Source organism: Acrocarpospora corrugata (assembly GCF_009687845.1).
In the GTDB taxonomy this organism is placed as follows: Bacteria; Actinomycetota; Actinomycetes; order Streptosporangiales; family Streptosporangiaceae; genus Acrocarpospora; species Acrocarpospora corrugata.
On record NZ_BLAD01000116.1, the window covers coordinates 1 to 25,350 of the forward strand.

General features: G+C 70.6%; 9 protein-coding genes and 5 pseudogenes. 2 read left to right on the forward strand and 12 right to left on the reverse strand.

Features of this window, described 5'->3' with window-relative positions:
• From Acor_RS39160 to Acor_RS45815, 8 genes and pseudogenes are all read right to left on the reverse strand, one after another.
• A pseudogene (locus tag Acor_RS39160) lies at positions 1 to 452 on the reverse strand (hypothetical protein); the annotation flags it as partial.
• Positions 453 to 462: 10 nt separating this feature from the next.
• A complete protein-coding gene (locus Acor_RS39165) occupies positions 463 to 13,401 on the reverse strand; it encodes a Tc toxin subunit A-related protein (protein ID WP_155341832.1) in 12,939 nt (4,312 codons plus the stop codon).
• Positions 13,402 to 14,544: 1,143 nt separating this feature from the next.
• A pseudogene (locus Acor_RS39170) lies at positions 14,545 to 15,119 on the reverse strand (recombinase family protein).
• A gap of 189 nt (positions 15,120 to 15,308) precedes the next feature.
• Positions 15,309 to 15,521 (reverse strand): hypothetical protein, encoded by a 213-nt coding sequence (locus Acor_RS39175; protein WP_155341834.1) that lies wholly within the window; start codon positions 15,519 to 15,521, stop codon positions 15,309 to 15,311.
• An 83-nt stretch (positions 15,522 to 15,604) separates the two neighbouring features.
• Positions 15,605 to 17,493, reverse strand: a pseudogene (locus tag Acor_RS46005) (Tn3 family transposase).
• A gap of 247 nt (positions 17,494 to 17,740) precedes the next feature.
• A pseudogene (locus Acor_RS45185) lies at positions 17,741 to 18,085 on the reverse strand (DUF4158 domain-containing protein); the annotation flags it as partial.
• Positions 18,086 to 18,474: 389 nt separating this feature from the next.
• On the reverse strand, positions 18,475 to 19,764 hold the full coding sequence (locus Acor_RS39185; protein WP_155341835.1) for an ArsB/NhaD family transporter: 1,290 nt from the start codon (positions 19,762 to 19,764) through the stop codon (positions 18,475 to 18,477).
• A complete protein-coding gene (locus tag Acor_RS45815; protein ID WP_281353308.1) occupies positions 19,761 to 19,883 on the reverse strand; it encodes a CBS domain-containing protein in 123 nt (40 codons plus the stop codon). Before Acor_RS45815 ends, Acor_RS39185 begins: the two co-directional genes overlap by 4 nt.
• Before the next feature lie 1,107 nt (positions 19,884 to 20,990).
• Here Acor_RS45815 and Acor_RS39190 point away from each other — a divergent pair.
• Together Acor_RS39190 and Acor_RS39195 are read left to right on the forward strand one after the other, a co-directional pair.
• On the forward strand, positions 20,991 to 21,389 hold the full coding sequence (locus Acor_RS39190; protein WP_155341836.1) for an ATP-binding protein: 399 nt from the start codon (positions 20,991 to 20,993) through the stop codon (positions 21,387 to 21,389).
• Positions 21,390 to 21,602: 213 nt separating this feature from the next.
• Positions 21,603 to 21,974 (forward strand): LapA family protein, encoded by a 372-nt coding sequence (locus tag Acor_RS39195; protein ID WP_155341837.1) that lies wholly within the window; start codon positions 21,603 to 21,605, stop codon positions 21,972 to 21,974.
• A 193-nt stretch (positions 21,975 to 22,167) separates the two neighbouring features.
• On the opposite strand, the gene Acor_RS39200 is transcribed toward Acor_RS39195, so the two are convergent.
• From Acor_RS39200 to Acor_RS39215, 4 genes and pseudogenes are all read right to left on the reverse strand, one after another.
• The gene (locus Acor_RS39200; RefSeq protein WP_155341838.1) at positions 22,168 to 22,668 is read right to left on the reverse strand and encodes a MarR family winged helix-turn-helix transcriptional regulator; all 501 of its coding nucleotides are present in this window, start codon (positions 22,666 to 22,668) and stop codon (positions 22,168 to 22,170) included.
• Between the two features lie 107 nt (positions 22,669 to 22,775).
• Entirely contained in the window at positions 22,776 to 23,153 is a 378-nt protein-coding gene (locus Acor_RS39205) for an STAS domain-containing protein (protein WP_155341839.1), read from the reverse strand.
• Between the two features lie 97 nt (positions 23,154 to 23,250).
• Positions 23,251 to 24,303 carry a PP2C family protein-serine/threonine phosphatase gene (locus Acor_RS39210; protein ID WP_246239769.1) on the reverse strand — a complete coding sequence of 351 codons (1,053 nt, stop codon included), beginning with the start codon at positions 24,301 to 24,303 and terminating at the stop codon, positions 23,251 to 23,253.
• A 354-nt stretch (positions 24,304 to 24,657) separates the two neighbouring features.
• Positions 24,658 to 25,350, reverse strand: a pseudogene (locus Acor_RS39215) (IS5 family transposase); the annotation flags it as partial.

Consider the following 25,350-nt stretch of genomic DNA (forward strand, 5'->3'; position numbering starts at 1 on the left):
ACAGCGCCTGCGGCAACCCCGGTACCTGCGGCACCTGTGCCCGCCGCATCCGAACCGCCCGCGGCGCCTGTGACCGCGCGACCCGCGAGCGTGCCGTTCGCCGGGGGCCGGGAACCGGCGGCGGGGAGCGTCGGTTTCGAGGCGAGCTGCGGGATCTTCCGTTGCGTGGGGCCGCTCGTCGTCCCGCCGGCCTGTGCCGGGGTGTTCTGCCGCGACGCCGGCGATCCGGACTGGCTTGCGCCGAAGGAACCAGAGGAGGAGGTGGAGCTGAGTCGCGGCTTCTTGGCGCTGCTTCCGGTGCTGCCGCCCGTGTCGGACTCGTCGCCGGAGTCCGTGCCGGACGAGGAGCCGTCGACGTCCATGGGCGAGCCCGCCCGTGCGGAGGTCCTGTCGCCGTCGGAGGACTTCTTCCTCTTCTTCTTGCGCTGCGCGGAGGTCTTGTCGTTGGCCATGGTCGCCTTCCTAGGGGAGCGCGCGGTAGAGGAGGATGAGGGAGAAGCCGGCGAGTCCGGCGGGGTCGCCGGAGGCGGTCAGCCGCCAGGGGCGGTTGTCCGCGTTGAGTCCAGGCGTCTGCACCAGACGGCCGGCGGCGAGGGCGAGCGCCGGGTCGCCGTGCAGCAGTAACCTCGCCTCGGTGTCCGGTGCCGCGTACTGGGCGACGATCCCGGTGACCTGCCGCCCCGAGATGCCGGGGAAGAGGTTCTGGGTGATCGGCAGGAGCAGTTCGCCGCCGTCCCCAAGGAAGGCCTCCCACTCCTCGGGGAAGCGGCTCTCCACGTCGAGGAGGATCGCCGCCGGGTAGGGCTTGAGCATGCCGCGCACGGCCGTGGCGAAGGTCTCGCCGCCGTCGCGCGCGGTGTACCGGACGGTGACGGCCACGTCGACGAGCCCGGCGGGGACGCGCCGTGCTTCCAGCCGCCACCGCGAGACCGCGCCGGTCCCCTCGAACGGCAGCAGCCGCTGGTCGTCGTAGCGCAGGTCGAACACGCCGCTGTCCTCGCCGTCCTGGACCTCCGACAGGGCGATGCGCTGCCCGGGCAGCCAGTCGCCGCGCACGCTCTCCGGCGGCGGCCCCTTCGGGTCGAGGAGGAAGCGGACGGCCTTGGGGTCGGCCGCGATCACCGTCTTGTTGTCGATCTGGGTGAGGGTCGCGTTGACGGGAACGGGGCCTTCGGCGGTCAGGAAGGCGACGCTGACGGACTTGATCCGCCGCTGGTAGTGGCCGGGGAAGTCGCGGTCGAAAAGGGTCTCGGTGAGCGCGAGCTCGCAGCGTCCGGTGTCGCGCAGCGCGAGCAGGGCGGGCGCGTCGAGGCCGAGCAGCGACACCCGCTTGGTGATCTCCATCCCGCGCGCGTCGGTCTCGTAGTAGGCCTGGCCGAGCCGGTCGAGGTCGAGGGCGAGCTGGTCGGCGGCGAGCAGGCCCTTGCGGCGCGAGTCCCAGTACGCAGCCCGGATCAGGCCGGGGGACGCACCGCGCTCGCTCTCGTAGGAGCGTTCGGCGGCGCGGGCCATGTCGTGGGCGAGCTTGTAGGTCTGGAAGTACAGGCCCGAGACCTGCCCGACCATCCAGCCGTACAGCTGGGGGCCGGCGAACTTGGCGGTGAGGAAGTCGGTGACGGCGGCGTGCTGGGCCGCTTCCCGGTCGTGGATCTCCAGCTCGCGGCGGGCGATGGCGAGCTGGAGGTCGGCGGTGGTGATCTGGTGGCCGACCTGGACGACGTCGGAGCGGCTGGTGTCGAGCTGGAACCGCCAGTCCTCCACCTGGCTGTCGAACTCGGCCCGGAGGCCGAGCACCTCGCCGATCATGCTGAAGCCCTCGCCGAAGCTCGCGGACACCTCGCCCGCGGCTTCGAGGGCCTTGCTGAGCTGGAGGCCGCCGGTCTCGGCGCCGACGATGAACGGGCCGAGCTTGGCCTGCGGGACGGCCGCGGCGATGCCGGAGCCGATCTTCAGGCCGGCCGAGACGAACTGGCCTATGGCGCCGAGGGACATCATCGCGATCTGCGCCTGCTGGAGCGGCGACATGCCGTCGTTGATGAGCTTCTGGTAGTGCGCGACCCGCGCTTCGGCGGCGGTCCTGGCGTCGCGGGCCTCGGCGACGCCCTCTTCGGCGATCTTGACCTGGAGTTCCCTGATCTTGCGGGTGAGGCCGATGATCTCGCCCTGCTGCCGCTGCTGGAGCAGGGCCAGTTCCTCGGAGTCGCGCCGGTCGACCGCCTCCAGCAGGTCGGTGCCGAGCTGCCGGAGCCGGTCGGTCAGCTCGCGGGCCCGCTGGAGCACGAAGTCGAACCGGTGCACGGGCACCGGCACGGCCGCCGCCGCCATCGCCGCGTCGAGGCCTCCGCCCTCGGCCGCGCCGCGCACGAGCGCCATGACGTCGAGGGGCGGGTCGAACAGCGGGAGCGGCCGGGCGACGCCGAGGATGTCGAGCGACGCCCGGATCTTGGTGAGCCGGTCCTCGACGCGGGTCCAGTACTCCTGGAACAGCTCATTGCCCGGCACGCAGAAGTAGGGGTTGGCGATGCCGGCGTGGACGGCGCCGGAGTCCTTGAGCAGGGTGCCGTCGGCGGTGAGGTGGCCGGTCTCGCCGGGTCCGTCGCCTTCGGTGAGGGCGTAGGGGGCGGCGGGCGGCAGCGCGGCGGGGCCGAGCGTGACGGGGCGGGGCCCGAGCAGGTCGTAGGCGTAGACGTACAGCATCCGCGCCTCGTCGACCGTCTCGGCGGTGTACTGCCGGAACAGCATGTCGCCCCAGTCGAGGAGGTTGTCGATGTAGGCCATGACGACGGCGCGCCGGTAGGCCTCCGGGCGGAGCGCCGCGATGGTGTGCGGGTCGAACGGGTCGTCGAGGTAGGCCTGGATGAGAGCTCGGCGGTCGCCCATGAGGTCGTACTGGCGGCGCAGCCGCGCGATCATCTCGATGCGCTCGCCGAGCGCGGCGGTGCGGGCGTCGGGCGTCAGGGCGGCCAGGGCCGCCCTGACCTGGTCGAGGCCCGTCCCGCCGAGGTCGGCCAGGTACGCCAGCTCGGCGCCGGTGAGGTCGCGGGCGCGCCGGAACGCGGGGGTGAGCGCCGACAGCGCGGTGAGGACGGGGTTCAGCCGGGTCTCCATCCCGGGCGACGCCAGCTCGGCCAGGTCCTGGCGGGTGCGGGCGACGAGCGCGTCCACGTCGGCGGCGAGGAACGGGAGGAACCGCCAGTAGCGGGCGATCCGGGTCGGGTCGAAGACGTACTCGTACCAGCGGCGGGCGTCCTCAAAGCGCTGCCCGCCGTTCAGGGTCTGCGCGATGAGCAGCGGCGCGTGGAAGAAAATCTCCCAGTAGTACGGGCCGTTGGCGCTGTCGAAGTCGAGGTGGGAGCTGACGGGCGCGTGGGGCGCGATCCGCGGCTTGATCCGGATGGTCGAGGCGTTCGACGCCGTGGCGCTGAAGGCGGGCAGCTCGTCGAGCTCCTGCGTGGCGGGGTCGAGCAGGGCGGGGACGCCGCCGGTGAGCAGCCTCCGGTTCAATTCGGCCGCGGTGCTGGAGGTGAGCCGGATGAGCTGGGTCGGCAGGGAGGCGACCTCGAACGGGCGCGGGACGGCGTCGGCGTAGGGGTGGGCGGCGTATCCCTGGCCGAGGAACAGGTACAGGTGGGTGTCGCCCTCCAGCAGCCCCGTGAAGTCGCCGGGGAATCCCGCGGGCAGGCCGCGCCAGTTGCCCCGGTAGGGCAGGAAGGTCAGCGGGGTCGAGGGCTCCCAGCCCTTGGGGATCGGCGCGTAGCCGGCGGGGCCGAACGCGAACCGCTGGTCGCCGCGCGACAGCACGCCGCGGATCTGCTGGGCGGTCGGCTTCGGGTAGCCGTCGTCGGCGAAGTCCGGGACCGTCCCGTCGGCCGCCAGGGTGAACCTGACGAACTCGCGCGGCCCGACGAGGTACAGCTTCCCGTCGGCGAGGTACGCGGCGGTGACCTCGCCCGTCCGCCCGAACTCGGTCGTGGCGCGGCCGAGCCCGCGGGTGTCGCGCAGCCCTTCGGAGCTGCCGCCGCCGCTCTGCTTGAAGACGGCGTTGGCGTTGTCGAACGCCAGGGTGGCGCGGCCCGCGTGCACGACCGGTCCGGGCGGGCGCTGCTCCGGGACGCCGTCGGTGTTGCCGGCCAGCGCCTTGGGCGGGTGCTCGGCGGCGAGGTCGGACCGCAGCTTGACGTACCTGTCGCCGAAGACGGCGTAGGCCTTGCCATCGGCCACGTGGAAGCGGTCCACGGCGGCGCCCGCGGGAACCCGCCATTCGGCGGCGGCCGACCGGGCGTTGGCCAGGTCGTCGCCGGTGACGAAGCCGACGGCCTTGGCGTAGAACAGTTCGGTGCCGCCCGGCAGGGTGACCGCGGCGTCGATCGCCTGCCACTGCGGCAGGCGCTCGGTGTTGCCGGCGAGCTTCTTGGGGTAGCCGGTCTCCAGCGGGCCGAGGACCGACGGACCCGAGATCACCGGGTAGCGGTAGTACTCGTCCCCGCTGAACAGGTAGGTGTGCGTGCGGAAGAACCCGGCGTCCACGGCCCCCGTGCGCAGGATGCGGGTGGACACCGCGCCGAACCTGTCCCCGGTGGGCTGGCGGGTCTGCCGCGACGTCACCTTGTCCGGCGGCACGGCGACGTGGATGCCGGTCGCGGACTCGAAGAAGTACAGGGTGCCGTCGGGCAGGCGGACCGCGGCGTCCACGCGGTCCCAGGTGGTCGGCAGCCTGTCGGCGTTACCCTTGAACGGCTGGACCGGCGCCGGGTCCGCGGGGGCCGCGACGGGGCGGCACAGGAAGCTGCCGCCCTTTTGGTCGACGCTGAACCAGGGGCCGTCCTCGCTGTCGGCGGGCGCGTTGAACCGCACGACCCGGTCCGGGGTGATGGGCGTTTCGGCGGGTTCGGCGAACAGCGCGGACAGGTCGGCCGCGCGGGGCGGCGGCGTGACCGTCGCGGCGGGCAGCGAGTACAGCTCCGGGGTGAGCGTGAACGCCGCGGAGTGGGCGGTCGAGCCGACGGTGTAGGAGCACTGCACGATGATCGAGTCGTGCTCGCTGACGCCGGGGACCTTGCGGGAAGCCTGCACGTACAGGCTGACGTCGGTGATCTGGCCTTCCCGCTCGGCGTCGGAGGCGAGCACCTGGGGCGCGACCCAGGCGCCGTCGAGGTTGCGGAAGGAGTAGCGGATCTTGACCTGGTAGCGCGGCGGCGGCCCGCTCACCTTCTGATCCGAGCCCGACGATTTGGCGGTGACGGTGACCTTGGACGGGTCGGCCGGCGGGACGGGCTCGACCGTCGACCAGAACACGAAGATCCTGCCGAAGGCGTGCACCGGGTCCACCCGGTCGGCGGCGATCTGGACGTCCACCTTCTCCCAGGCGTCCCAGGCGGCCGAGAGCCTGCCGCCGTCGCGGAACTCGGCGGTGCGGTGGTAGTAGCGGCGCGGGTCGGTGCGGGTCCTGCCGAACAGGACGAGCCTGCGCACCTCGGCCGCGGTCCCCTCGGGCCGGTACACGTAGCCGCCCGCGATGGTCAGGCGGGAGACCTCGGTGTACTCGTCGAGGTAGCGCTTGTAGGAGGCCTGGACGGCCTTCTCCGTGATGTCGCCCTGCAGGAGGTCGTCCTGGAGCGCGGAGAACGCGGGGGTGTTGCGGTCGCGCAGCTCGGGCCGCAGGTAGTTCTCCGGGTAGAGGAAGACCTTCCGGTTGGCCTCCCAGGTGCGGTAGCTGCGCATCCACCCCCACCAGGTGCGCAGCCTGGCGCGGACGGCCTCGGGATCGACGCCGGCGGGCAGGGTGACCTTCTCCAGGCCGAGGAGGTACCTCTGGAGGTAGAGCTGGGTCGCGGCGATCGCCTCGCGGACGCGGGACGTGGTGCCCTGCCCGCCCATCTCCACGTCGATCAGGTACCGCTCGTACAGGTCGCGGGCGTTCCCGTGCAGAGGGGTCAGCCGGGCGACGAGCGCGTCGCGCTTGCGGACGTTCAGCCTGTCGCGCATGGCGGCGGAGATCTTCGGCCACTCCTGCGGCGACGCCCTCCGCTCGATCGCGGCGCGCACGGCGGCCGCCGCCCCGTCGAGGTCGGGCGCGGGCCCGAACATCTTCGCCCACACGCCGTACAGCTCGGGGACCCCGATGCCGGTCTTGGCCGAGGCTCCGAAGGCGTCTGCGAGGGTGAGCAGAAACTCGATCTCGAACAGGTGCTCCTCGCTGGTGCCGGGCCGCAGCAGGCCCATGTTCCGCCGGGCCCAGCGCACCTCCTCCAGCGGCCAGCCGAACGCGGAGGCGAGGTAGGCGTACGGGTCCTCGGCGCCGTCGAGGAAGAACGCGGCGAGGCCATCGCGGCCCCGGCAGAGCGCGGCGAAGCGGACGATGGTGTGCAGGTCGCTCAGCCGGTGGTCGGCGGTGCCGGACCACCGGTGCCGGAACTGCTGCGGGAAGGTCCGGTCGACCTGGTGGTACGGGCCGGAGTAGCGCAGGTACCGGTCTCCCTTGAGCAGGTAGGTGCGGCCGTCGAGGGTGAACGCGCCGTCGGGGCCGTCCTCGAAGTCCTGCGGGGCGTCGCCCCAGTCGTCGCGGACGGTCCGGGGGTAGCCGGCCTCGGGGTGGTCGAGGGTTCCGGTGGCCGGGTAGCGGACGTACTGGCCGCCGCTGAACGCGTAGAGCTCTCCCGAAGGGGCGGTGAACGCGGCGTCCAGCGGGCCGGTGTCGAAGGAGTTGCGGACCTTGCCCCAGCGGCCCGCCACGGGGCCGGCGGTCCCGGCGGCGAAGAACTCGCGCCCGCGGAACAGCCGGACGACGCCGTCGGCGCCGCGGAACGCCGCGTCGACGCCGTCCTGGAACGCGGACGGCAGCGCGGCCAGGCTCAGGTCGCCGGGAAGGTCGGCAAGGGCGCGCGGGTAGCCGTCGTCGACGAACGTGCGGTCTGCGCCGGAGTAGCGGACGTACTGGTCCCCGGAGAACAGGTAGATCCGCCGGTCGGCGACGAGCGCGGCGTCCACCTTGCCGGTCGCCGCGAGGTTGTTGCGGAGGGCGCCGAGCCGGCCGGTGCCGAACGTGGCGGCGAGCTCGCTCGACGCGGTGTGGCAGACGCCGCCGACGAGGACGTGGACGGTCCTGTCGTTGCCGACGACCGCGTCCAGCGGCCGGTCCAGGGCGTCCTCGAAGGTCTCCGGAAGGCGCGCGAACGGCTCCTCGCGGCGGAGGTTGCCCGCGATCGGCTTGGGGTAGCCGGGGTCGACGTGCCGGTAGACGCGGCCGGTGTAGCGGACGTAGCGGTCGCCGGAGAACAGGTAGGTACGGTCGCCGCGCCACACGAAGGCCGCATCGACGGTCGCGCCGGGCGCCAGGAACGGGTTCGGCGAGCGGCCCCACTGGTCGCGGACCTTGACCCGCGGGCCGAACGCCTCGTTCTGGAACGGCGCGCAGGTGTCGGCGAAGAAGAACCAGACGGCGCCGTCGGCGGTCCGCAGCGCCGACCTGAGGCCGTCGGGGGCGTCGAGGCCCACGCCGAAGCCGGGGTACAGCCGCTCGATCGGGCGGACCGCCGACCAGGCCCCGGTCCGGTCGCTGTGGGTGGCGCACCGCTTGCCGGCGAGCAGGACCAGCGCCGTGTCCTCCACCAGGACGGCGTCGGGGAAGGGCAGCGGCGAACCGGGGAAGGCCGCGGCCGCCTCGATCGTCACCGGGTAGCCCGGGTCCGGCGCGGCGCACGACTCGTCGGAGTAAACGACGTGGCGGACCCTGCCGGCGGCGTCCGGCTTGCCGTAGAGGTGCGTCTTGCCGCGGTGCACGTAGGCCAGCGCGACGCCCTCCAGTCCGGCCCAGCGGTCGGCGATCGGCTTCGGGTCGCCCTCGGCGAGCGCCGCGCCCGGCGCGTGCGTGACGTACTGGTCGCCGCTGAACAGGTGGATCCTGCCGTCGCGGGCGACGAACGCCGCGTCGACCTCGCCGGTCTCGCGCAAGAGGTCCCTGGGCCTGCCCCACTCTTCGGCGATCGGGTAGTCGCGGCCGACCTGGGTGGTGAAGCACGACGGCCCGCGGAACAGGTAGGTGACGCCGTCCGCGCCGGTGAGGACGGCGTCCAGGCCGCTGGTGAAGCGCGCCGGGACGGTCCGCAGGGCGCGCGGCCGGAACGGGGCCGCCGCGACCGTCCTGCCCTCCAGCGCCGACAGCCGCCGCCATCCGTCGGCGGTCTCGACGACGAGCGAGCCGTCCTCGACGTAGGCGCAGCGCACCCCGCCGACCGGCAGGTCGGTGTAGCGGCGGTGGCCCGCGGTGGACACCGCGTGGCACTCGCCGCCCCGGAACAGGTAGGCGGTGCGCCGGTCGGCGAACGCCGCGTCCACCCCGTCGAGCGTGACGGGCAGCGCGGCGAGGCCGGGCTCGCCGGACAGCTCCGCGATCCGGCGCGGGTAGCCGGGGTCGACGACGGTGAGCGCGGCGCCGGTGTAGCGCACGTACTGGTCGCCGGAGAACAGGTAGGTGCGGGTGCGCACGACCTCGACGCCGTCCACCTGTTCGGGGACGTCCAGGACGAACGCGGCGTCCACCCGGCCCGTGCGGGCGAGGGTGTGCGCGACGCGGCCCCACCGGCCCGCGTTCTGCGCCGGGTAGTCGTCGTCGACCTGGGTGCGGTCGGCGGTGGAGTAGCGGACGTGGCGGTCGCCGGAGAACACGTAGGTGCGGCCATCGGCGCCGACGAACGCCGCGTCGACGCGCGCGAAGGGCAGGCTGTCCCACCGCTCGCGCAGCGCCATCGGCTCCGACCACCACCGGTGCCGGGAGTCGAACCAGACGAACCTGTCGCCTGAGAAGAGGTAGGTGCGCTCGTCGCGGCCGGTGAACACGGCGTCGACAGGGCCGAGCCGCATGCCCTCCGGCATGTTCCACCAGTTGTCGGCCAGTGGTTTGGGGAAGCCGGGGTCGGGGGTGCGGTAGTCGCGCGCGGAGTAGCGGACGTAGAACGCCGCGCCGTCTCCCCGCGCCTTCAGCCGGAGTCCTTCGCGGACGACGGTCAGCGCGACCCCCTCCCCGGTGGTGAGCTCCCAGCGCGGCGCGCTCCCGCGCAGCGCGGTGACGGTGAGGCCGTGCTCGGCGAACAGGGCGCGCAGCGCGGGGGTGAGCCGTCCGGCGTCCAGGTCGGGCTGGTGGTCGGCGGGGATCTCGCGGACCAGGCCGCCGGTGCCGAACAGGTACGTCCTGCCGTCCATGACGAACGAGGCGTCCACACGGGTGAGCCCGCCCCAGTCGTCGGCGATCCGGCGGGGGAAGCCGGAGTCGACCGTGGTGTAGTCGGCGGTGGAGTACCGCAGGTAGGTGTCGCCGCTGAAGAGGTAGGTGCGCCCGTCGAGCCCGGCGAAGCCGGCGTCCACCCGGCCTGCGGTCAGCGCGGGGGACAGCGCGCCCCAGCGTTCCGCCGTCACGGCCGTGGTCGCGCGGGCGCCGTCGAGCGCGACGGTCCGGCCCGCCTTGAACAGGTGCAGCACGCCCGACGGGTCGGTGAAGGCCGCCTCGACGCCGCCCTCGAACTGCGGCGGCAGGTCGCGCAGGCGGCGCGGCACGCCCTCGTCGGCGAGGACGCCGGCGTTCTCGATGCTGTCGGAGTACCGCAGCATCTCCCCGCCGGACAGCACGTGGACGGCCGACGCCGTCGTGTAGGCGGCGTCGACGGACTTGAGGTCGGCGAAACGGGTCTCCACCCGTCCCCACACCTCGGCGGCGGGCCGCTCCCCCGCCGTCGTGATCCAGCGGTCCCCGGCGAAGACGTGCACAACGCCGTCGAGGTCCTGGAAGCAGGCGTCCACCGCCTCGCGCACGCGCGGGGCGGGCAGGCCCTCGCGGGAGCGCCACTCGGCGACGTCGCGCGGGTACCCCTCGTCCACGGTGTCGTAGCCCGCGGAGTAGCGGACGTACTGGTCACCGGCGAACAGGTAGACGCGGCCGTCGTTGTCGGTGAACGCGCCGTCGATCCGGACCGGGTCGGCGAACGCGTTCTTGACCTTCCCCCACCTCTGCGCCCGCGGCGCCCACCGGGTGCCGCCCTTCTCCCTGGTGAAGGCCAGCGCGGCGCCCTTGGCGTCGCGTCCGACGAGCCAGGAGGTGCCGTCGGGACGCACGAACGCGGCGTCCACCGCGGCCAGGGCCGAGAGCCGGGGCGACAGGTCGGTGAGCGGACGGCGCGCCGGGCTCGTGCGGGCGCGGGTGGCGGCGGAGTACGTCCAGTAACCGCCGTCGTCGCCGAAGAGCAGGATCACGCCGTCGCCCGCGTCGAGCAGCGCCTGGATGCGGGCGACGCCCGGCGGCAGGGTCAGCGGCTCGGGGTACTTGCCGGTGAGGTCCTGGTCGGCGAAGACCGCACGGATCTCGGCGGCGCGCAGCCCGAGTTTGGCGGCCAGCAGCGCGAATCTGCGGATCCGCCGGTGGGCCAGGACAACGCGCGGATCGGTGGGCGTCTCGTCGGTGTCCAGGGCGGGCCGGGCGAACAAGGCCCGCGCCTCCCGCGCGCTCCCCGCGACGCACTCCACCACGGCCCTGGTCGCGGCCGCGTCCAGACCCAGGACGTCGGACAGGCAGGCGTGCAGGGCCTGGTCCTGCTTGCCGGCCAGTTCGGCGACCCGGTCGGTCGCCTCGGTGACGGCGGCCGTCAGCGCCGTCGCGGTGTCGTGCAGGACGAAGAAGACTTCGCGGGCGAAGTCCACCATGTCGGGGAGGGTGAAGTCGAGGGAGTTGTCGGCGTTGGCGAAGTAGGCGAGTCGGTCCCGCGCCACGGCGTGGCGCTCGGTCAGGTGCCCGGCGGTCACGAAGCGGTCCAGGAGCCGGTCGGCGTGGAGATCGGTGAGCCCGAGGGCGGTGAACGCGCTCCGGGAGACCCGGTAGGGCGCCTCCTGCGCGGCGATCGCCGCCATCGCGTCGAACACGGCGCTCTCGTCCGCGCCGGTGAACCCCGAGCCGAGGTCCACGGCGCCGCCGGGCTCGGCGAACTCGCCCGGGTCGGCGATCTGCCCCTCGTCCAGCCAGGCGTCGTCGAGCGCACGGTGGACGCGGTGTGCCGCGAGGTCGTCGGCGAGGTCGGCGAAGTCCTCGGCCGTGAAGGTCGTCAGCCCGGCATGGAACTCCGCGACCTGGCCGCGCAGCGCCGCCAGGACGGCCGGGCGCAGGGCGGCGAACTCGGCGGCCAGGCCGAAGTCGGCGGGCGCGGCGCGCAGCAGCGCCTCCTTGTCGGTGTAGCGCCGCTCGGCGTCGAGGTGGCCGTTGAAGCGGAGGCTGTCGACCAGCCTGCCGAACTGCGCGTCGGTGAGGCGGAGCCCCGCCAGGACTGACGAGTCGAGGGTGAGAGGGGAGGTGCGGAACTCCGCGAGGCGCTCGCGAAGCAGTTCCGCGACCGGCGCGGCCGCGTCGGCGAGGGGGACGTTCACCGACAGGTCCCCGGCGTTGTCGGGGTCGCGGAAGAAGTCGGGGTCGAGCACCGTGCCATCCTCGCCGAGATGGCGGCGGTAGACGAGGTTGTCGTACAGTTCCCGGCGCTCCTGCGGGCTCAGGCCCGGCAGGCGCTCCAAGTGGGAGGGGTGGAGTTCCGCGGGGCCGTCCACCTCGTCCGCGATGATCTCGAACAGGGCGTCCCGGTGGCCGGTGAAGTCGCCGGCGAGGTCCGGCTCCCGCTCGGGCGGCGCGGCGAGCCCTCCGTCGGCGCCCAGCACGCCGCGCAGGACCAGATTGCGGAAGATCTTCGCCTGGAGCCGGTCGCCCAGGCCGAGCCCGGTGAGGTCAGAGGGGAAGACGACGCCGAGGTCGGTGACCGCCTCGTAGGCGGCCTTCTCGGCCTTCTCCCGGTGGACCTCCACCAGCCCGCTGCCGACGGCGGCCACGACCCCGTCGGGGAAGGCGGCGAGCACGTCGTGGATCACCCGGGCCGCCCTGGGGCCGAACCTGTCCGACCGCAACGCGTCGGGGCCGAGCGCGACGGGGTCGAGGGCGTCGCGGAGCCTGGCGAACAGTGCGGCGAGGCCGTGCGGATCCCCGGTGGCGGGGTCGGGCCGGCCGCCGAGGATGCCGGCGAGCTCCGCGCCGTCGAATCCCGCGGCGCGCATCCACGTGATCACCGCGAACAGGGTCTGGGCCAGCCACAGCGCCTGCTCCGGTGCGCCGCCCTCCAGCACCTTGTGGAAGTCGCGCGTCTCCGGAGCGGGCCCGCCCAGCACCGCGAACGTGCTGTAGCGCTGGACGGAGGGGTCGCCTTCCAACGCCACGAGCACGTCGCAGAGCTCGTCGGGGCCGACGCCGAGCGCCGCCGCGAGCAGGCCCGCCCGGCGCAGCAAGGAGATCTCGGCGAGGCCGACCTGCCCGCGGTCGAACGGGCTCGGCTCCCGGTCGGCGTAGCGCTCCCGGTACCGCAGGACGAGCCGGACGATGTCCGGCTCCGCCACCCCGATCAGCCGGGCCAGCCGGAACCGGTAGTCGCGGTTGGCGGGGGTGAGGATGTCGCCCGAGCAGGTCTCGACCGTCACTTTGGGATCCGGCTTCCACGGCACGATGAGTCCGCACACCTCCGGGACCGTCTGCCCGTGGACCTTGCCGAGCCGGACGACGGCGGCCACCGCGCGCAGGGCGGGAGGATCGAGGCGACCCTGCGCGCACGACGTCAGGACGAGGTCGAGGTGGGTCAGCGTCAGTCCGGTCTTGCGGGCGAGGCGGACCAGCCGGTGCGCCCGGTCCAGCCAGGCCGGGGGAAGGTCGGCGCCGGACGGCGGGACGAGCGAGGTCTCGCCGGTGTTGAGCGTGACGCGCCCTTCCGGAACGGCCTGCCCGGCCATCGCGACGAGTTCGCGGAGTTCGGCGTCGGTGAGGCCGGTGGCCTCGGCGAACCGGCGGGTGTCGCGCAGGGCCGCGAGGGTCTCGCCCGCCGCGAGGCCGTACCGCTGGCCGAGCGCCGCGGCCTGGACGTCGGACCCGGTGATCACCGCGACGTCCTCCGGAGTGAGGCCCAGGTACTCGCGCGCGGCGACGTCGTGATCCACCTGGGCGGCGAAGAGCCGGTACAGCTCCTCGGGTGTCGCCTTCAGCTGTTCGAGGCAGACCCGCAGCCGTTCGGACTTCAGCGAGAACGGCAGCCCGAACGGGTGCGCCGCCTTGCGGAGCGTCTCGTACGGCTGGTCCCCGACGAGCCGCTCCAGCACCTCGTTGACGATGTCGAGGTAGGCGGTCTCGGTGAACGTGTTCTCCTTGTCGAGCACGATCCGGGTCAGATCGGGCCGCCGGTCGAGCAGCTCCGGGCGCCCGAACGTCCCCTCCAGCAGACCCAGGAGCTCCACGAAGTAAGCGGCGGGCGACCACACGGAACGCGCGTCATCGCGTTCGGGAAAGCGCAGTTCGCCGAACAGGCTCGTGTAGTCGGGCGACGATTCTTGACTCACCATGTGCGCATCTCCAAGCCCGCCGAGGCGGCCGGGGCCGCCGAGAGAAACAAGCGCCTCATGATCTCGGAGCGGGGAAACACCGCCTACTTACCTTTTGGACACACCGACCATGCGCCTTTCTCGCCTAGCGCAAATCCGGGTAGCGGCCAAATCGCCCGATCACCGCCGAACCCATTGCTCCGGTGCGTTCTCTCCGCGGCTTCTCCACTGGTCGGACCCCCCCCGTTCTCCCGGCAGTGCAGGCGAGTTCACCGCACCGCACAAAAGCGACGGAGTGGAAGGGCGGCGCACACAGAATTCGTTCGTGTGGGCTCGACGCCGCCGCCGAGCGCGTCGCGGCGCGTTCCACCGTTTCCCTCCACGCGTCATGCCGACCCGGCCAGGTCATTTTCTGTTCCGTCCGAGACGGCACTTTCTCGGTCAAGAAGAAAACTCGCTGACCGGATCGGAAAACCGCTCGCAGAGGACGGGCCACCCCGCTCGGCCGGTCGCGAGCGGAGTCGGCACCTGGCCCGGCCCGCGGCTCCGGGCCCTGCCGCCGCGCCCCGGCCCGGCGGGGAGTTCTCCCCGCGTTTCCCCGCACCTTGCCAAGCCCCGCGGCCGAGCCGCACCGGTACGCCGGTGCGGGTAGGGGTGTGTGGTGGAACCGGCTGCTTCTTCGTCCTTCCGGCTCTGTACAGCGGGGGCCTGGGCCGTTTCCCGGGCGGGTCCGGCCCGGGCCTCCCGGCCGAGCGGGGGCGGGCCGGGCCGGATGTGTGAGCATGCGTGGCCCGGCCCGCCCCTTCGGCATCCCGGGACAGGCTGGAAGGCGGCCCCCGGGCTCCTCCCGCCGTGAGGAAGGAGAGCATGGCCTGCCGCGGGCCCGTCAGGGGAGTGCGCGGCAGTGCCCGCACGCTTAGCGCCGCCGCCCTGGCGGGGCGCGCATGCCGCTCCGCGTCTTGATCGTCCTTTGACCCGGCACAGCCCCCGCCAAGCAAGCGGCCCGGGTAGGTAGGGCGGGTGCGGGTCTTCGTCCGACAGGACCCCGCAGGAGAGGGGCCCGGGCCACAAGGCGCCTGCCCGGGCCCGGCCCGCGAGGAGGATCGGAACGGCCAGTAGCGATAAGCCGAGGACCGCGGTATCGGTTCGGTGACGAGCCGCGGGTCAGGTCGTCTGGTCGAGCGGTCGGGCTTCGGTGATCGTCTTGTGGACGACGCCGATGGAGACCTTCACTCCGGCGGCGATGGTGCGGATGGATTCGCCGCGGCGGTGGCGGTCGAGGATGGCGGCGCGTTTGTCGTCGTCGACGACGGGGCGGCGCCCGCCGAGCTCGCCCTGGCGGCGGGCGGCCTCCAGGCCGTTGAGGGTCTTCTTGACGATGTCGCGGCGCCGGTCCTCGGCCAGCGCGAGGGCCAGGTCGAGGATGAAGGAGCGCTCGGTGTGCTCTCCGGCCCCGATGCCCTCCAGGACCTTCACGCCGATGCCCTGCTGGAACAGGTCGTTGAGGACGATGAGCCCTTCCAGGAGGTTGCGGCCGAGCCGGTCGACCTCCTGGACCGCGAGCAGGTCCCTTCGCGAATGTAGGACAGGGCGGCCAAGAGGTCGGGCCGGTCGGCGGTGGCGAGCTTGCCGCTGGTCTTCTCCTCGAAGACCTTCCAGCAGATCGGGCCGAGGGCGTCGTGCTGCCGCTGGGTCTTCTGCTTGTCGGTACTGACCCACACCAGGCCGATGAGCGCCACGGGACCGCCCTCCGTTCATCAAACATCTCGCGAGATGAATCCGAACGGCAGCAGGGCGCAAGGTGAAGATGAACGGGAAAATGAACACCGGAACCGGACACGCCGCACCGGGCCCCGGCGAGGAGGGGTTTCCCGGTCGTGTTCGTCAAACGGGTCGTTAGATGAACGACCAGTGATGCTGGCCGTGGGCTACTGAAGGTTGTCCGATGCCGGGATCCATCGCGCCCGTATCTGCTGGGCGGCGTCCAAGGCGGCCTGTCCGACCACCTGGCCGGACTCGTCGTCGGTGTCCAGCGCGACGTAGATCGCGGCTTCGACGGTCTTCCATTCCTCCTTGAGTTGCCGCCGGGTGATCCCGTGATACCGCTCCAGCTCCTGGTAGATCCGGCGGGTCTGGCGCATCAGGTCCTCGTTGGTCGCTGGTGCTGAGTCCGGGGTATCCCGTCATGGCTCTCACGTTGCCACCCTCTGCTTCACCGCGCTGGTCAGATCTCGTCGTCTTCGGAGGCGTCGGGGTCGCGCAGGTCGCGCAGGTCGCGGATGGCGCCGGGGGCCAGGTCGGGCAGGGCGAAGGTGTAGGTGCCGTGGACGCCGAGGTGGGAATGGACGAACGGCGAGAGCCGGGCCATGTCCTCCTCCCGCACCGGGTAGCCCTGGACTTTGAGCTGGCGGACGGCGGCGTCTAGGTAGACGGTCGTCCACAGAGTCGCGCAGTTCAAAACCAGGCCGAGGGCTCCAGTTGGTTCTCCAGGCCGCGTTCGTACCGGTGGTGCAGCTCGCCCTTCTTGCCGTGGCAGATCTTGCGGGCGAGGGAGTGGCGGTTCTCCTGGAGGTTGCGGATGTCCTTGATGTCGCGGCGGTAGGTCTCGTCCACGTCGATGAACTGGAGGATGTGCAGCGATTTGAAGATCCGGCCTTAGGAGGCGATCGCCTCGCCGAGGGCGGTGGGGTGACCGTCGCGCTGGAGCATGGTGACGACGTCGTAGGCCCGCACCGTGCCGGTGTAGATCGAGGCGACCACGCGGAGGATGTCCTCCCAGTTCCGCCGGATCTTTCGCAGGTCGATCTTTCCCCGGGCGAAGGTGTTCAACGGTCCGTAGTCGGCCGAGGCGTTGATCCGCCAGCCCTTCTGGTCCGGCAGGTCCGCCAGCGCGGGCCGGTAGGAGATGCCCAGCAGCTCCAGCAGGCCAAAGACCACGTCGGAGTAAGAGCCTGTATCGGACACGACGATCTCGGGCAGGTCGCCGCCGTCCAGGCCGAAGATGACGTCGACCATGTGCAGGGAGTCGCGGATCGTCCCGGACACGACCTTCGCGCCGCGCCCCATGCCGCGGTCGTTCATCGCGTTCAGCCAGGTCATGCCGCGCTTGGAGCCGAAGTACTTGCGGTTGGGGCGGGCGAACGCGGCCGGGACCGGGACGACGAACCGCATCCCGTCGACCGCGGCGACCAGGCCCCCGCCCCACGCCTGGGCGAGCGGCAGGTTCGCCTGCATCTCCACCAGCGGCACGTTCGCCAAGCTCAAGGTCTCGGGCCGGAAGTAGTTCTGGTAGACGTGCGACAGCCGGGAGCGCTCCAGCGGCTCGACGCCCTTCTTCGCGAGCGGCCGGTACCCGACGTTCAGCGAGTGCGCGGTCAGGCAGGCGGCGATCGAGACCGGCAGGTCCTTCAGCCGGGACCTGCCCCCGGACACCGCGGTGAACGAGTCGGCCATCTCCGGCACCCACGACATGACCTCCAGGATCACCTCGGGCAACTCCACCCGCGGCAGCATCGGCGTGGTGCGGGCCCGCAGGTCCACCAGGGACGGCGGCTCCTCGATCGCCTTCACCCCGGTCAGGTGGATCTTCCCCTCCCCGTCCACCCGGACGTCGGGGTTGGCGATCAGCCGTCCGCCGACCTCCTTGAGGGCGGCGTCCAAGGTCCGGGAGTGCTCGGCCAGCAGCGCGTCGGGGTCGTCGGGAAGGCTGAGCGCGATGAGCGCGTCGGGCCGGATCGTCTCCCACTGGACTCCTTCCAGCAGCTCGGCTTGAGGGTTGCGCCACTTGGTGGAGGCGTCGGCGTAGATCTCGCGGCGCTTCAAGGCGCGCCAGAACCGCTCCAGCACGCAGAAGGCGTAGGCGTGCCGGTTCACCGAGGCGTCCTCGCGGGCCGGGTGCCCGAACACCAGGTGCTGCCACGGGCCGGTCACCACACCTGCGTCGACCAGGCGGCCGGGGATCAGCGGCGCGGGCAGGCGGCTGCGGTAGCCCAGGACGGCCGGCAGCGCCTTCATCGCCTCCAGCACCAGCGTGCCCTCGGCGTTCGCGCCGAACTCGATCACCTCGGGCAGGACCTTCAAGAACCCGGACACCGTGGGCGGCACTTCCAGCATCTGGTCCAGGACGTACCGCTGCCCGATCGTCAGCAGCCCTTCCAGCGCGCCCCACAGCCGCTTGGTCGTGTCCTCGCGGATCTTCGCCACCAGCCGCGCCAGAGTCGTCACGCCCGGCAGCAGCGCCTTCCGCTCCCGCAGCCACCCCACCCCGTCGGTGAAGATCGCCTTCGGGCCGTCCCCCCGACGTCCACGACCTCGCCGCCACCCACGCGACGAACTCCGGCTCGACCGAGGCGAAGTCCTTCCACCCGTAGACCTGCCGAATCTCCTGCTGATGATCGAACGGCGTCGGCCGCCGCTCGGTGTACCGCTTCACCTGCGACGGGTCCTCGACGCCGAGTTGCTCGGCCACGAACTCCAGCACCACCCCCGGCACATCCAGGGGATCCTCCAGGAACGTCCCGAGCCAACGCACCGTCACAAGTTGAAGGGCGAACCCAAGTTTCATGTGCTCACCGCGCCGCCGCCCGACCAGCGCCCGGTCCTCGTCATCGAGGAAGAACACCCGCTCCAGATCAGCCCGCGCCGGCGTCCCCGCGAACCGCCCGTACGCCGCCGCCTCATCATCGGTCAAAAACTCCACCGGCATACGCGCAAAGTAGGACCGACCCACCGGTAACCAACGCAGAGCCACCGAACCGTTACCCGATCTACCTCCGCCCACATCGGAACGGCCAGTCACGCTAAGAGACGCCCACCAGGCTCCTTAACGTGACTGGCCGTTCCATTGCTGCTCAAGCCCCGTCTCCACCGACTGCGCGGGGCTGGCGGTCCTGGCGGAGGCAGCCGCCCACGTCCGCGGCACTGGAGGGCGGTTGATCGTTGTCGGCGCCCGTCCGCACCGGCCTCCGCTCATCGAACTGGCCGACATGGGCGCCACGATCGGAGCCGCCCTTGCCGACCTCCGCAAACGGAACGATTCTCCCGAGCAATGGTGACGGGTGCGGAAACGCCGCACCTGTCACCGGGTTCAATGGCTCAGGCGAGGTAGCGCAGCCATAGGTACGGGGTCACCAGCGCCACGGTGACGAGGGTGACGATCAGCCCGTACTTGGTGAACTCCCAGAAGCTGATCGGGTGCCGGTTTCGGGCGGCGATGCCGAGGACGACCACGTTGGCCGCCGCGCCGACGGCGGTGGCGTTGCCGCCCAGGTCGGCGCCGAAGGCAAGCGCCCACCACAGCACCTGAGCGTGCTCGCCGCCGTTGGCGTTCACCAGGTCGGCCACGATGGGACTCATCGTCGCCACGTACGGGATATTGTCCACGATCGCCGACAGCCCCGCCGACGCCCACAGCAGCACCATCGTGGTCAGCCCCAGCCGGCCCTGGGTGGCTTCGACGGCCAGCTGGGAGATCTTCCCGATCACGCCGGTCTCCACCAGCGCGCCGACCATCACGAACAGACCCATGAAGAAGACCAGCGTCTCCCACTCCACCTCTTCGATGGCCTGCTCGGTGGTGACCCGGGTGACCGCCACCAGAATCCCCGCGCCGAGGATGGCCACGATCGACGGCTCGTAGTGCAGCACCGGATGCAGGACGAAGGCGGCCATCACCACCGCGAGCACGGCCAGGCTCTGCCACAGCAACCTCCGGTCGGCGATCGCCTCGTGTTCGTCCAACTGCATGACCTCAGCCGCCCGGATCGGGTCGTAGATGAACGCCTTGCGGAACATCACCCGGCACAACCCGAGGAACACGATCATCAGAACTATGACCATCGGTGCCATGTGGACCAGGAAGTCGTTGAAGGACAGGCCACTGCGGCTGGCGATGATGATGTTGGGCGGGTCGCCCACCAGCGTGGCCGCGCCGCCGATGTTGGAGGCCAGCGCTTCGGCGATCAGGTACGGCACCGCCGGTAATGCCAGCCGCGCGCACACCAGGAACGTCACCGGCGCGACCAGCAGCACCGTGGTCACGTTGTCCAGCAGCGCCGAGGCGACCGCGGTGATCACGACCAGCAGCACCATCAGCCGGTACGGCCTGCCCCGCGCCCGCTTGGCCGCCCAGATCGCCAGGAATTCAAACACCCCCGTACGCTTGAGCACGCCGACGATGACCATCATGCCCAGCAGCAGGAAGACGACGTTCCAGTCGACCCCGCTGGCTTCGGAGAAGAACGCGGCGCCCGCGTCGGTGGCGTGGATCAAAAGCATGATCCCGGCCCCGCCCAGCGCCGCCGCGACCCGATGAATGCGCTCGCTGGCGATCAACGCGTACGCGCCGAGAAAGACCGCCACCGAGGCCCAGGCGACCACGCTCACGTGGAAGTCACCCGATCCATCAGGGCCTGCGGGGTGACCGCGCCCGGGATTCGGCCGTCCTCGACCACGGCGATCAGCGGGCGGCGGGTCCGCGCCATCAGCGCGGCTATCTCCAGCACCGTCGCGCCCGGATCGGCCAGCGGCTGGGCGGCCTCACGACCGGGGTATCGAGGGTGACGGACGGAAAATCGAGCAGATCACCAGCACGCACGGCGGAAGCTCCCACGGAGTCGACGACAGAACCGCCGACCAGGCTTCCCGGCACACCCACAATTGACCTTATCAGGGACCGAAATTTGACGTGAAGGCGGCATAGTCGATCTCGCCGCCTCCCGACTCACAGCGTGCGGGTGCGCGATGTCGAGACGGTTGTGATAGTGGAGTCTCAGTCGAGGGCGGCCGCGGCACCCCCGTAATTTTGGACCACCGTGTAGACCCGGCGCGGGCCGGCTGCGCAGTCCAGCTTCGTGTCATGAGGCTCGATGGCTCCACGGCCAAAGCCTCGGGCCGGCTCGACGGGCACAGCGAAAAGCTGTGGCCGCACAGATGGGCCGAGCCGTAGCTGTGGCGGACCGAGAGGTCCCGGCCCTTCCTCGACGTGGTCCGTCGTGGTCGGCGTGGGCTGCGAGAGGTTCCTCGCCCGCCAACCGGGAACAACTATTGCATAGTGCAACAATACGGAGAGTCGTGATGAGCGGACGTGTCGCAGGAAGGCCGTCGCAGGCGACTTGGCCGGGAGAGGAGAGCGGGAGAACCACCACTAGGTGACGGCAGGACTCCGCGGATCCCGCGCGCCCCGAGGCGGTACCGGGCCGTCGGTCAAGAAGCGGCCGACACGCCCGGGTCAGCCGGAACGAGCGATCTCCCTCAGGTACACGACGCGCCCGCCGAGGCCGGCGCGAACGATCAGTGCTCAGGCTCCGTAGGCGGAAAGAGGGATCACATCCCAGGAAGGAGGGCGTCGTCGTGCGACTCTCCCGCGAAGAACTGAGAATCCAGGAAGACTTGGACCAGCACTTTGCTCAGACGGACTCCAGACCGGTAGCGGACGCCTATCGGTTAGACCCCTGGATCCAGCCGTTGCCGACCGGGATGGCGCTGCTCCTGAGCGTCCTCACCGCCGTGCTGCTTGGGCTGGTGCTGCTGATGAGCTTCGCATCCGGGGACAATGCGTGTTCCATCGCGTCCGCGGCCGGTCAGGCCCAGTGCGCAACTAGTTCCCCGTCATGACCTCCAGCCCGCCCGACCGTGCGCCGACCCTGCTCCTCGACACTCCGCCGCTGTTGTCGGCGCCCCAGCGGGCACGAGATCTGGCGGTGGCCGCTGTTCTCGCGTGGGATCTTCCGGTCCCGGTCGATGAGTTGTGCCTGCTGGCAGGAGAGCTGACGGCCAACGCCGTCGTCCATGCCGCAACTCGCCTCACCATCGGCATTCAGGCGCGGGCCGACGCGGTACGGATCGAGGTCACCGACCGGGACTCCCGTCTCCCGCTGCTGAGCGCCCCGCATCTGGCCCAGGAGAGCCATCGCGGGCTGATGCTGGTGGCGGCCCTGGCGACTCGCTGGGGCGTGGAGTCGCGCGATGACGGAAAGGTCGTCTGGGCCGAGGTGGACTTCCCCGCATAGCGATACAGCACAGGACCGCCGGGCGAGCCTGCCGACGCCGAACGCGGCCAGGGCGCCGAGCGGGGATTGCGGTTCCTTCCGTCAGGGTCGGACAGCGGGCGATCCGGTGAGCCCGCCGATGGAGCGCGAGTCTGTACGGCGCTTGATATGAGGCATATATGAAGATAAGGAGCAGGTCATAGGGACACTGGCCGCTCCAGGAGGAGGTCTGGCATGTCTGAGCATCTGTCATCCGCGGCTGATGACCGGGCCGGTGCGGAGCACGACCTTGACGGCCGTGACTTCGATGACATTGTCAAGACGGTGACGTCACCGTCCCCGGCGCGCTCCTTTCGCGTGGGTTTGGTCTTGGGCGTGGTGCTGGCGGTCGCGACCGCTCTGCTGATCATCCAGAACGGCAGGTCGGTGGCGATGGAATGGCTGATGGTCAACTTCACCGCCCCGCTATGGCTGTTCCTGCTGGCCTCGGCCGTCTCCGGGGCGATCATCGCACTGCTGGGCCGGCCGTTGTGGCACCGCGCCCGGGCCCAGGCCCGGCTGCGCAAGGACGCCGCTCGCCAGCTGCGCACCATCGACCGGCCCTGAATGAGGCGCTAACGCCGCCGTCTCACCGGGAATTGCCGATTAGACGGCCGCCTCCCCTCGGTGAGGAGACTGAGCCGCGTCGGCTTCCCGCGGCTGTGACCACTCGGAAAGTGGAAGTGCCGGGCGAGGCGTCCTGGAGTTCCTTGAGGAGAAGTACGTCGCGCTGGCCGCATCGATTTCGCTGAACGCTGACCTACGTGTCCGGCCAGCCCAGCGGGTGGACGTTCCCCGCGGACGGCTCACCCCCCGCTTGGCTGAAGGCGGTCATCGCCGAGATCAGGGCACGGCACTGCTCGGGAGTCATCCGCGCGACGATCGCGGCGATCTCCTCGCCTCGCCGGGAGGTGACCTCGTCGACGATGCGCCGTCCTTCCGGAGTGAGCCGCATCAGGGTCTCGCGTCTGTTGCTGGGGTTGATCTCGCGGACGATGAGCTGGGCCGAGACCAGGCGGTCGGCCATGCGCATCGCCGTAGAGGGGTTGACGCTGAGCAGTTCGGCCATGGTCACCAGTTTGGTCTCTCCGTGCCCGGCCAGGACAACGAGCATGCGGAACTGCGGCAGGGTGACCTTGTCCTCGACCGCACCCAGCGAACGGGCGGCGATGGCGACCAGCAGGCGTGAGCCGGTCAGTACCGCCGAGGTGACCGCCGAGAGACCATCCCCATTGGGTGGTGTCGCCTGATGCTCCGCCATAGGCACAGTTTCTACACCCTCCACCCGACCTCCCTGTCACTCCCGCGAGCCTGTCATGTCCGGGAGACATACCGCGCGGCGTGCGATCAAGGGGAGTCAGGTCGCTTTCAGGTGGGTCCGGTGAGATGCCCTACGGCCATGTCAGCCGTAGGGTGAATGTCGAAGGACTTCTCCAGACCGGTGACTTTGAGCACCCGGGCCAGCCGTCCCTGGACGCAACTCAACGCGAACCGCCCCGGCTTCTCGCTCTCGCGCAGAGCGGCCAGGAGGGCGCCCAGACCAGTGGAGTCGCAGAAGGTGAGATCTTCGACGTCCAGCACGACCTGCGGCGGCGTGACGATCGCTGCCGCCTCTCTCAGCCGAAGGCGCAGGTGCGAAACGGTGAAGAGATCGAGCTCACCGGACAGGCGCACGATGACGACGCCGCTTCGCAGGCCGATGATTGTGGAAAAAGAGTCCGGCATGTCATGTCCGGCCTGGCTCATGTCAATTGGTTCCTCCCAGCCTTGGGCCGAGGGCGAAGAATGTCCCTATGGCGGTTGATTCCGCGACTCTACCCATCATTGCATGATGCAAACGACGCTACGGGGTCACCCGTGACACGCGCCGTTCGAGGAGCAGCATGGCCGCGTCGTCCTGCAACGGTCCGCCGACATGGGCCAGCAGGTCCGCTCGCAGCTGGTCCAGGGCGGTTTGCGGGTCGGTTGCCAGCAGCATGCGCGCCCGTTCGGGCAACGGGTAGAAGGTGCCGTCCTCGTCGCGGGCCTCGATCACGCCATCGGTGTAGAACAGAATCCTGTCTCCGTCGCCGAACGGGACTCGATGCGGCTTGGGCATGGCCGAACCAAGTGAGGCCAGACCGAGCGGCAACCCCTCCTCGGGTGGTTCGGCAGGGCAGATCCGGCCGTCGCCGCGCAACAGCAGGGGCGCCGGATGCCCGCAGTTGAGCAGGGAGATCTCCCCATCCTGCACCTCAGCGATGATCGCGGTGACGAATGTCTCCCCGCTCAGATGCCGGTCGAGACTGGTCTCCAGCCGTTCGCCGACCCTGGATAACTCCGGCTCGTCATAGGCGGCCTCGCGGAACGCGCCAAGCACCCACGCCGCGGTCTCCACCGCCTCCAGGCCCTTGCCCTGAACATCACCGATGAGCAGGCGCACGCCGTTCGGCATCGTGACGACTTCGTACAGGTCGCCGCCGATCTGGGCCTCCGCCATGGCTGAGGTGTAGGACAGGGCCACATGCAGGTCGTTGGCTTTTCGTGGCACGGGACGTAACAGCACGCGCTGGGCGGCCTCGGCGATCAGCCGGACGTTGGCCAGTTCACGCTCCCGCCGCAGCCGCAGGCGGCTGGCCAGCATGCTGGCCCCGGTGATCGCGATGATCGTCGCGATGGTCAAGTTGTTCTGCCGGGTGCCCAGCAGGCTGTTGTAGGACGCCAGCGGAAGGCAGATGGCCAGCGCGATCCCGCCCACCACAGCGGTGCGCCGGATGCTGCCCGACACCGAGGCGAAGGTCGGCCCCAGCGTGAGCAGCGGCAGGAAGCCCAGAGTCGGCCCGGCCAGCAGGTCGATCAAGGAAACGGCCGCCATGACGATGAACGGCAGTGTACGGAGGACTGCCTGTGCATTCATCGGATACTCCATGGCAGGGAGGCGTCGTCCTCAGCATCGCTCGCAGAGGGCCACTGTACTACCCGTTCACAATTGTCGACCCAGGCCATCGGCAAGTGATACACCAGCCCGCCGGTCACATCCAAGCATCAACTGCTCCAACAGCCGGAGACAGATCTGATTCCCGCGCCCGCCGCGCGACAACTCGGGGAACCCAACGCCCCGGATGCCGGGGTGGACTGGGAGGACACCGCCAGCCTTGGGCATGCTGGAGGCCGCCGCACCGGTACGGCGCTATCTGGCCCGCGCCTTCCTGGACGGCACCCCGCAGGCTTCTCAGAGGGCGTTTGATTTGAGTAGCTTGCACGTTATGTGCTAATAGGTACCTCGCCATGTTGGGGTGGTTTCGTCCGTTATGCGTTTGGTGAGGTTGCTGATCGCGGCGATGTGGATCATGGCTTGGAGCTGGCAGGGAGCGTTTCGTAATCGCGGGATAAGCGGCGGTGCAGCATGAGCCAACCCAGGCTGCGTTCGATAACCCAGCGGCGTTTTACGACATGAAAGCCGCGGATTTCGGTGTTTCTGGAGACGACTTCGACATCGATGCCCAGCCTGGCGCCGTGTTCGATTGCGGCATTTTTGAAGCCGGTGTCGACCCAGGTTTTGGATATCGTCGGGTACGCAGTTTTGATCTGGTCGAGCAGTCGTATTCCGATGGCGTTTTCGGATAGGCTCGCGGCGGTGACCATCACGGCGAGAATGATGCCGAGCGTGTCTGTTACAATGCCCCGCTTGCAGCCGACGATCTTCTTGCCCGCGTCCACGCCTTGGCTGGTCAGGGGCACGTTGGTGGAGGTCTTCACGCTCTGGGTGTCGATTATGCACGCGGTCGGTTCGGTCTTGCGGCCTTCCTTGACTCGGGCCAGGCCGGCCAGGTCGTAATTGAGTTGCGCGAAGATACCCTCATCCCGCCATGCTGCATAGTAGGCGTAGACGGTGCCGTGCGGTGGAAAGTCGTGGGGCAGATATTTCCAGGCGATTCCCGTCCTGTTGACATACAGGATCGCA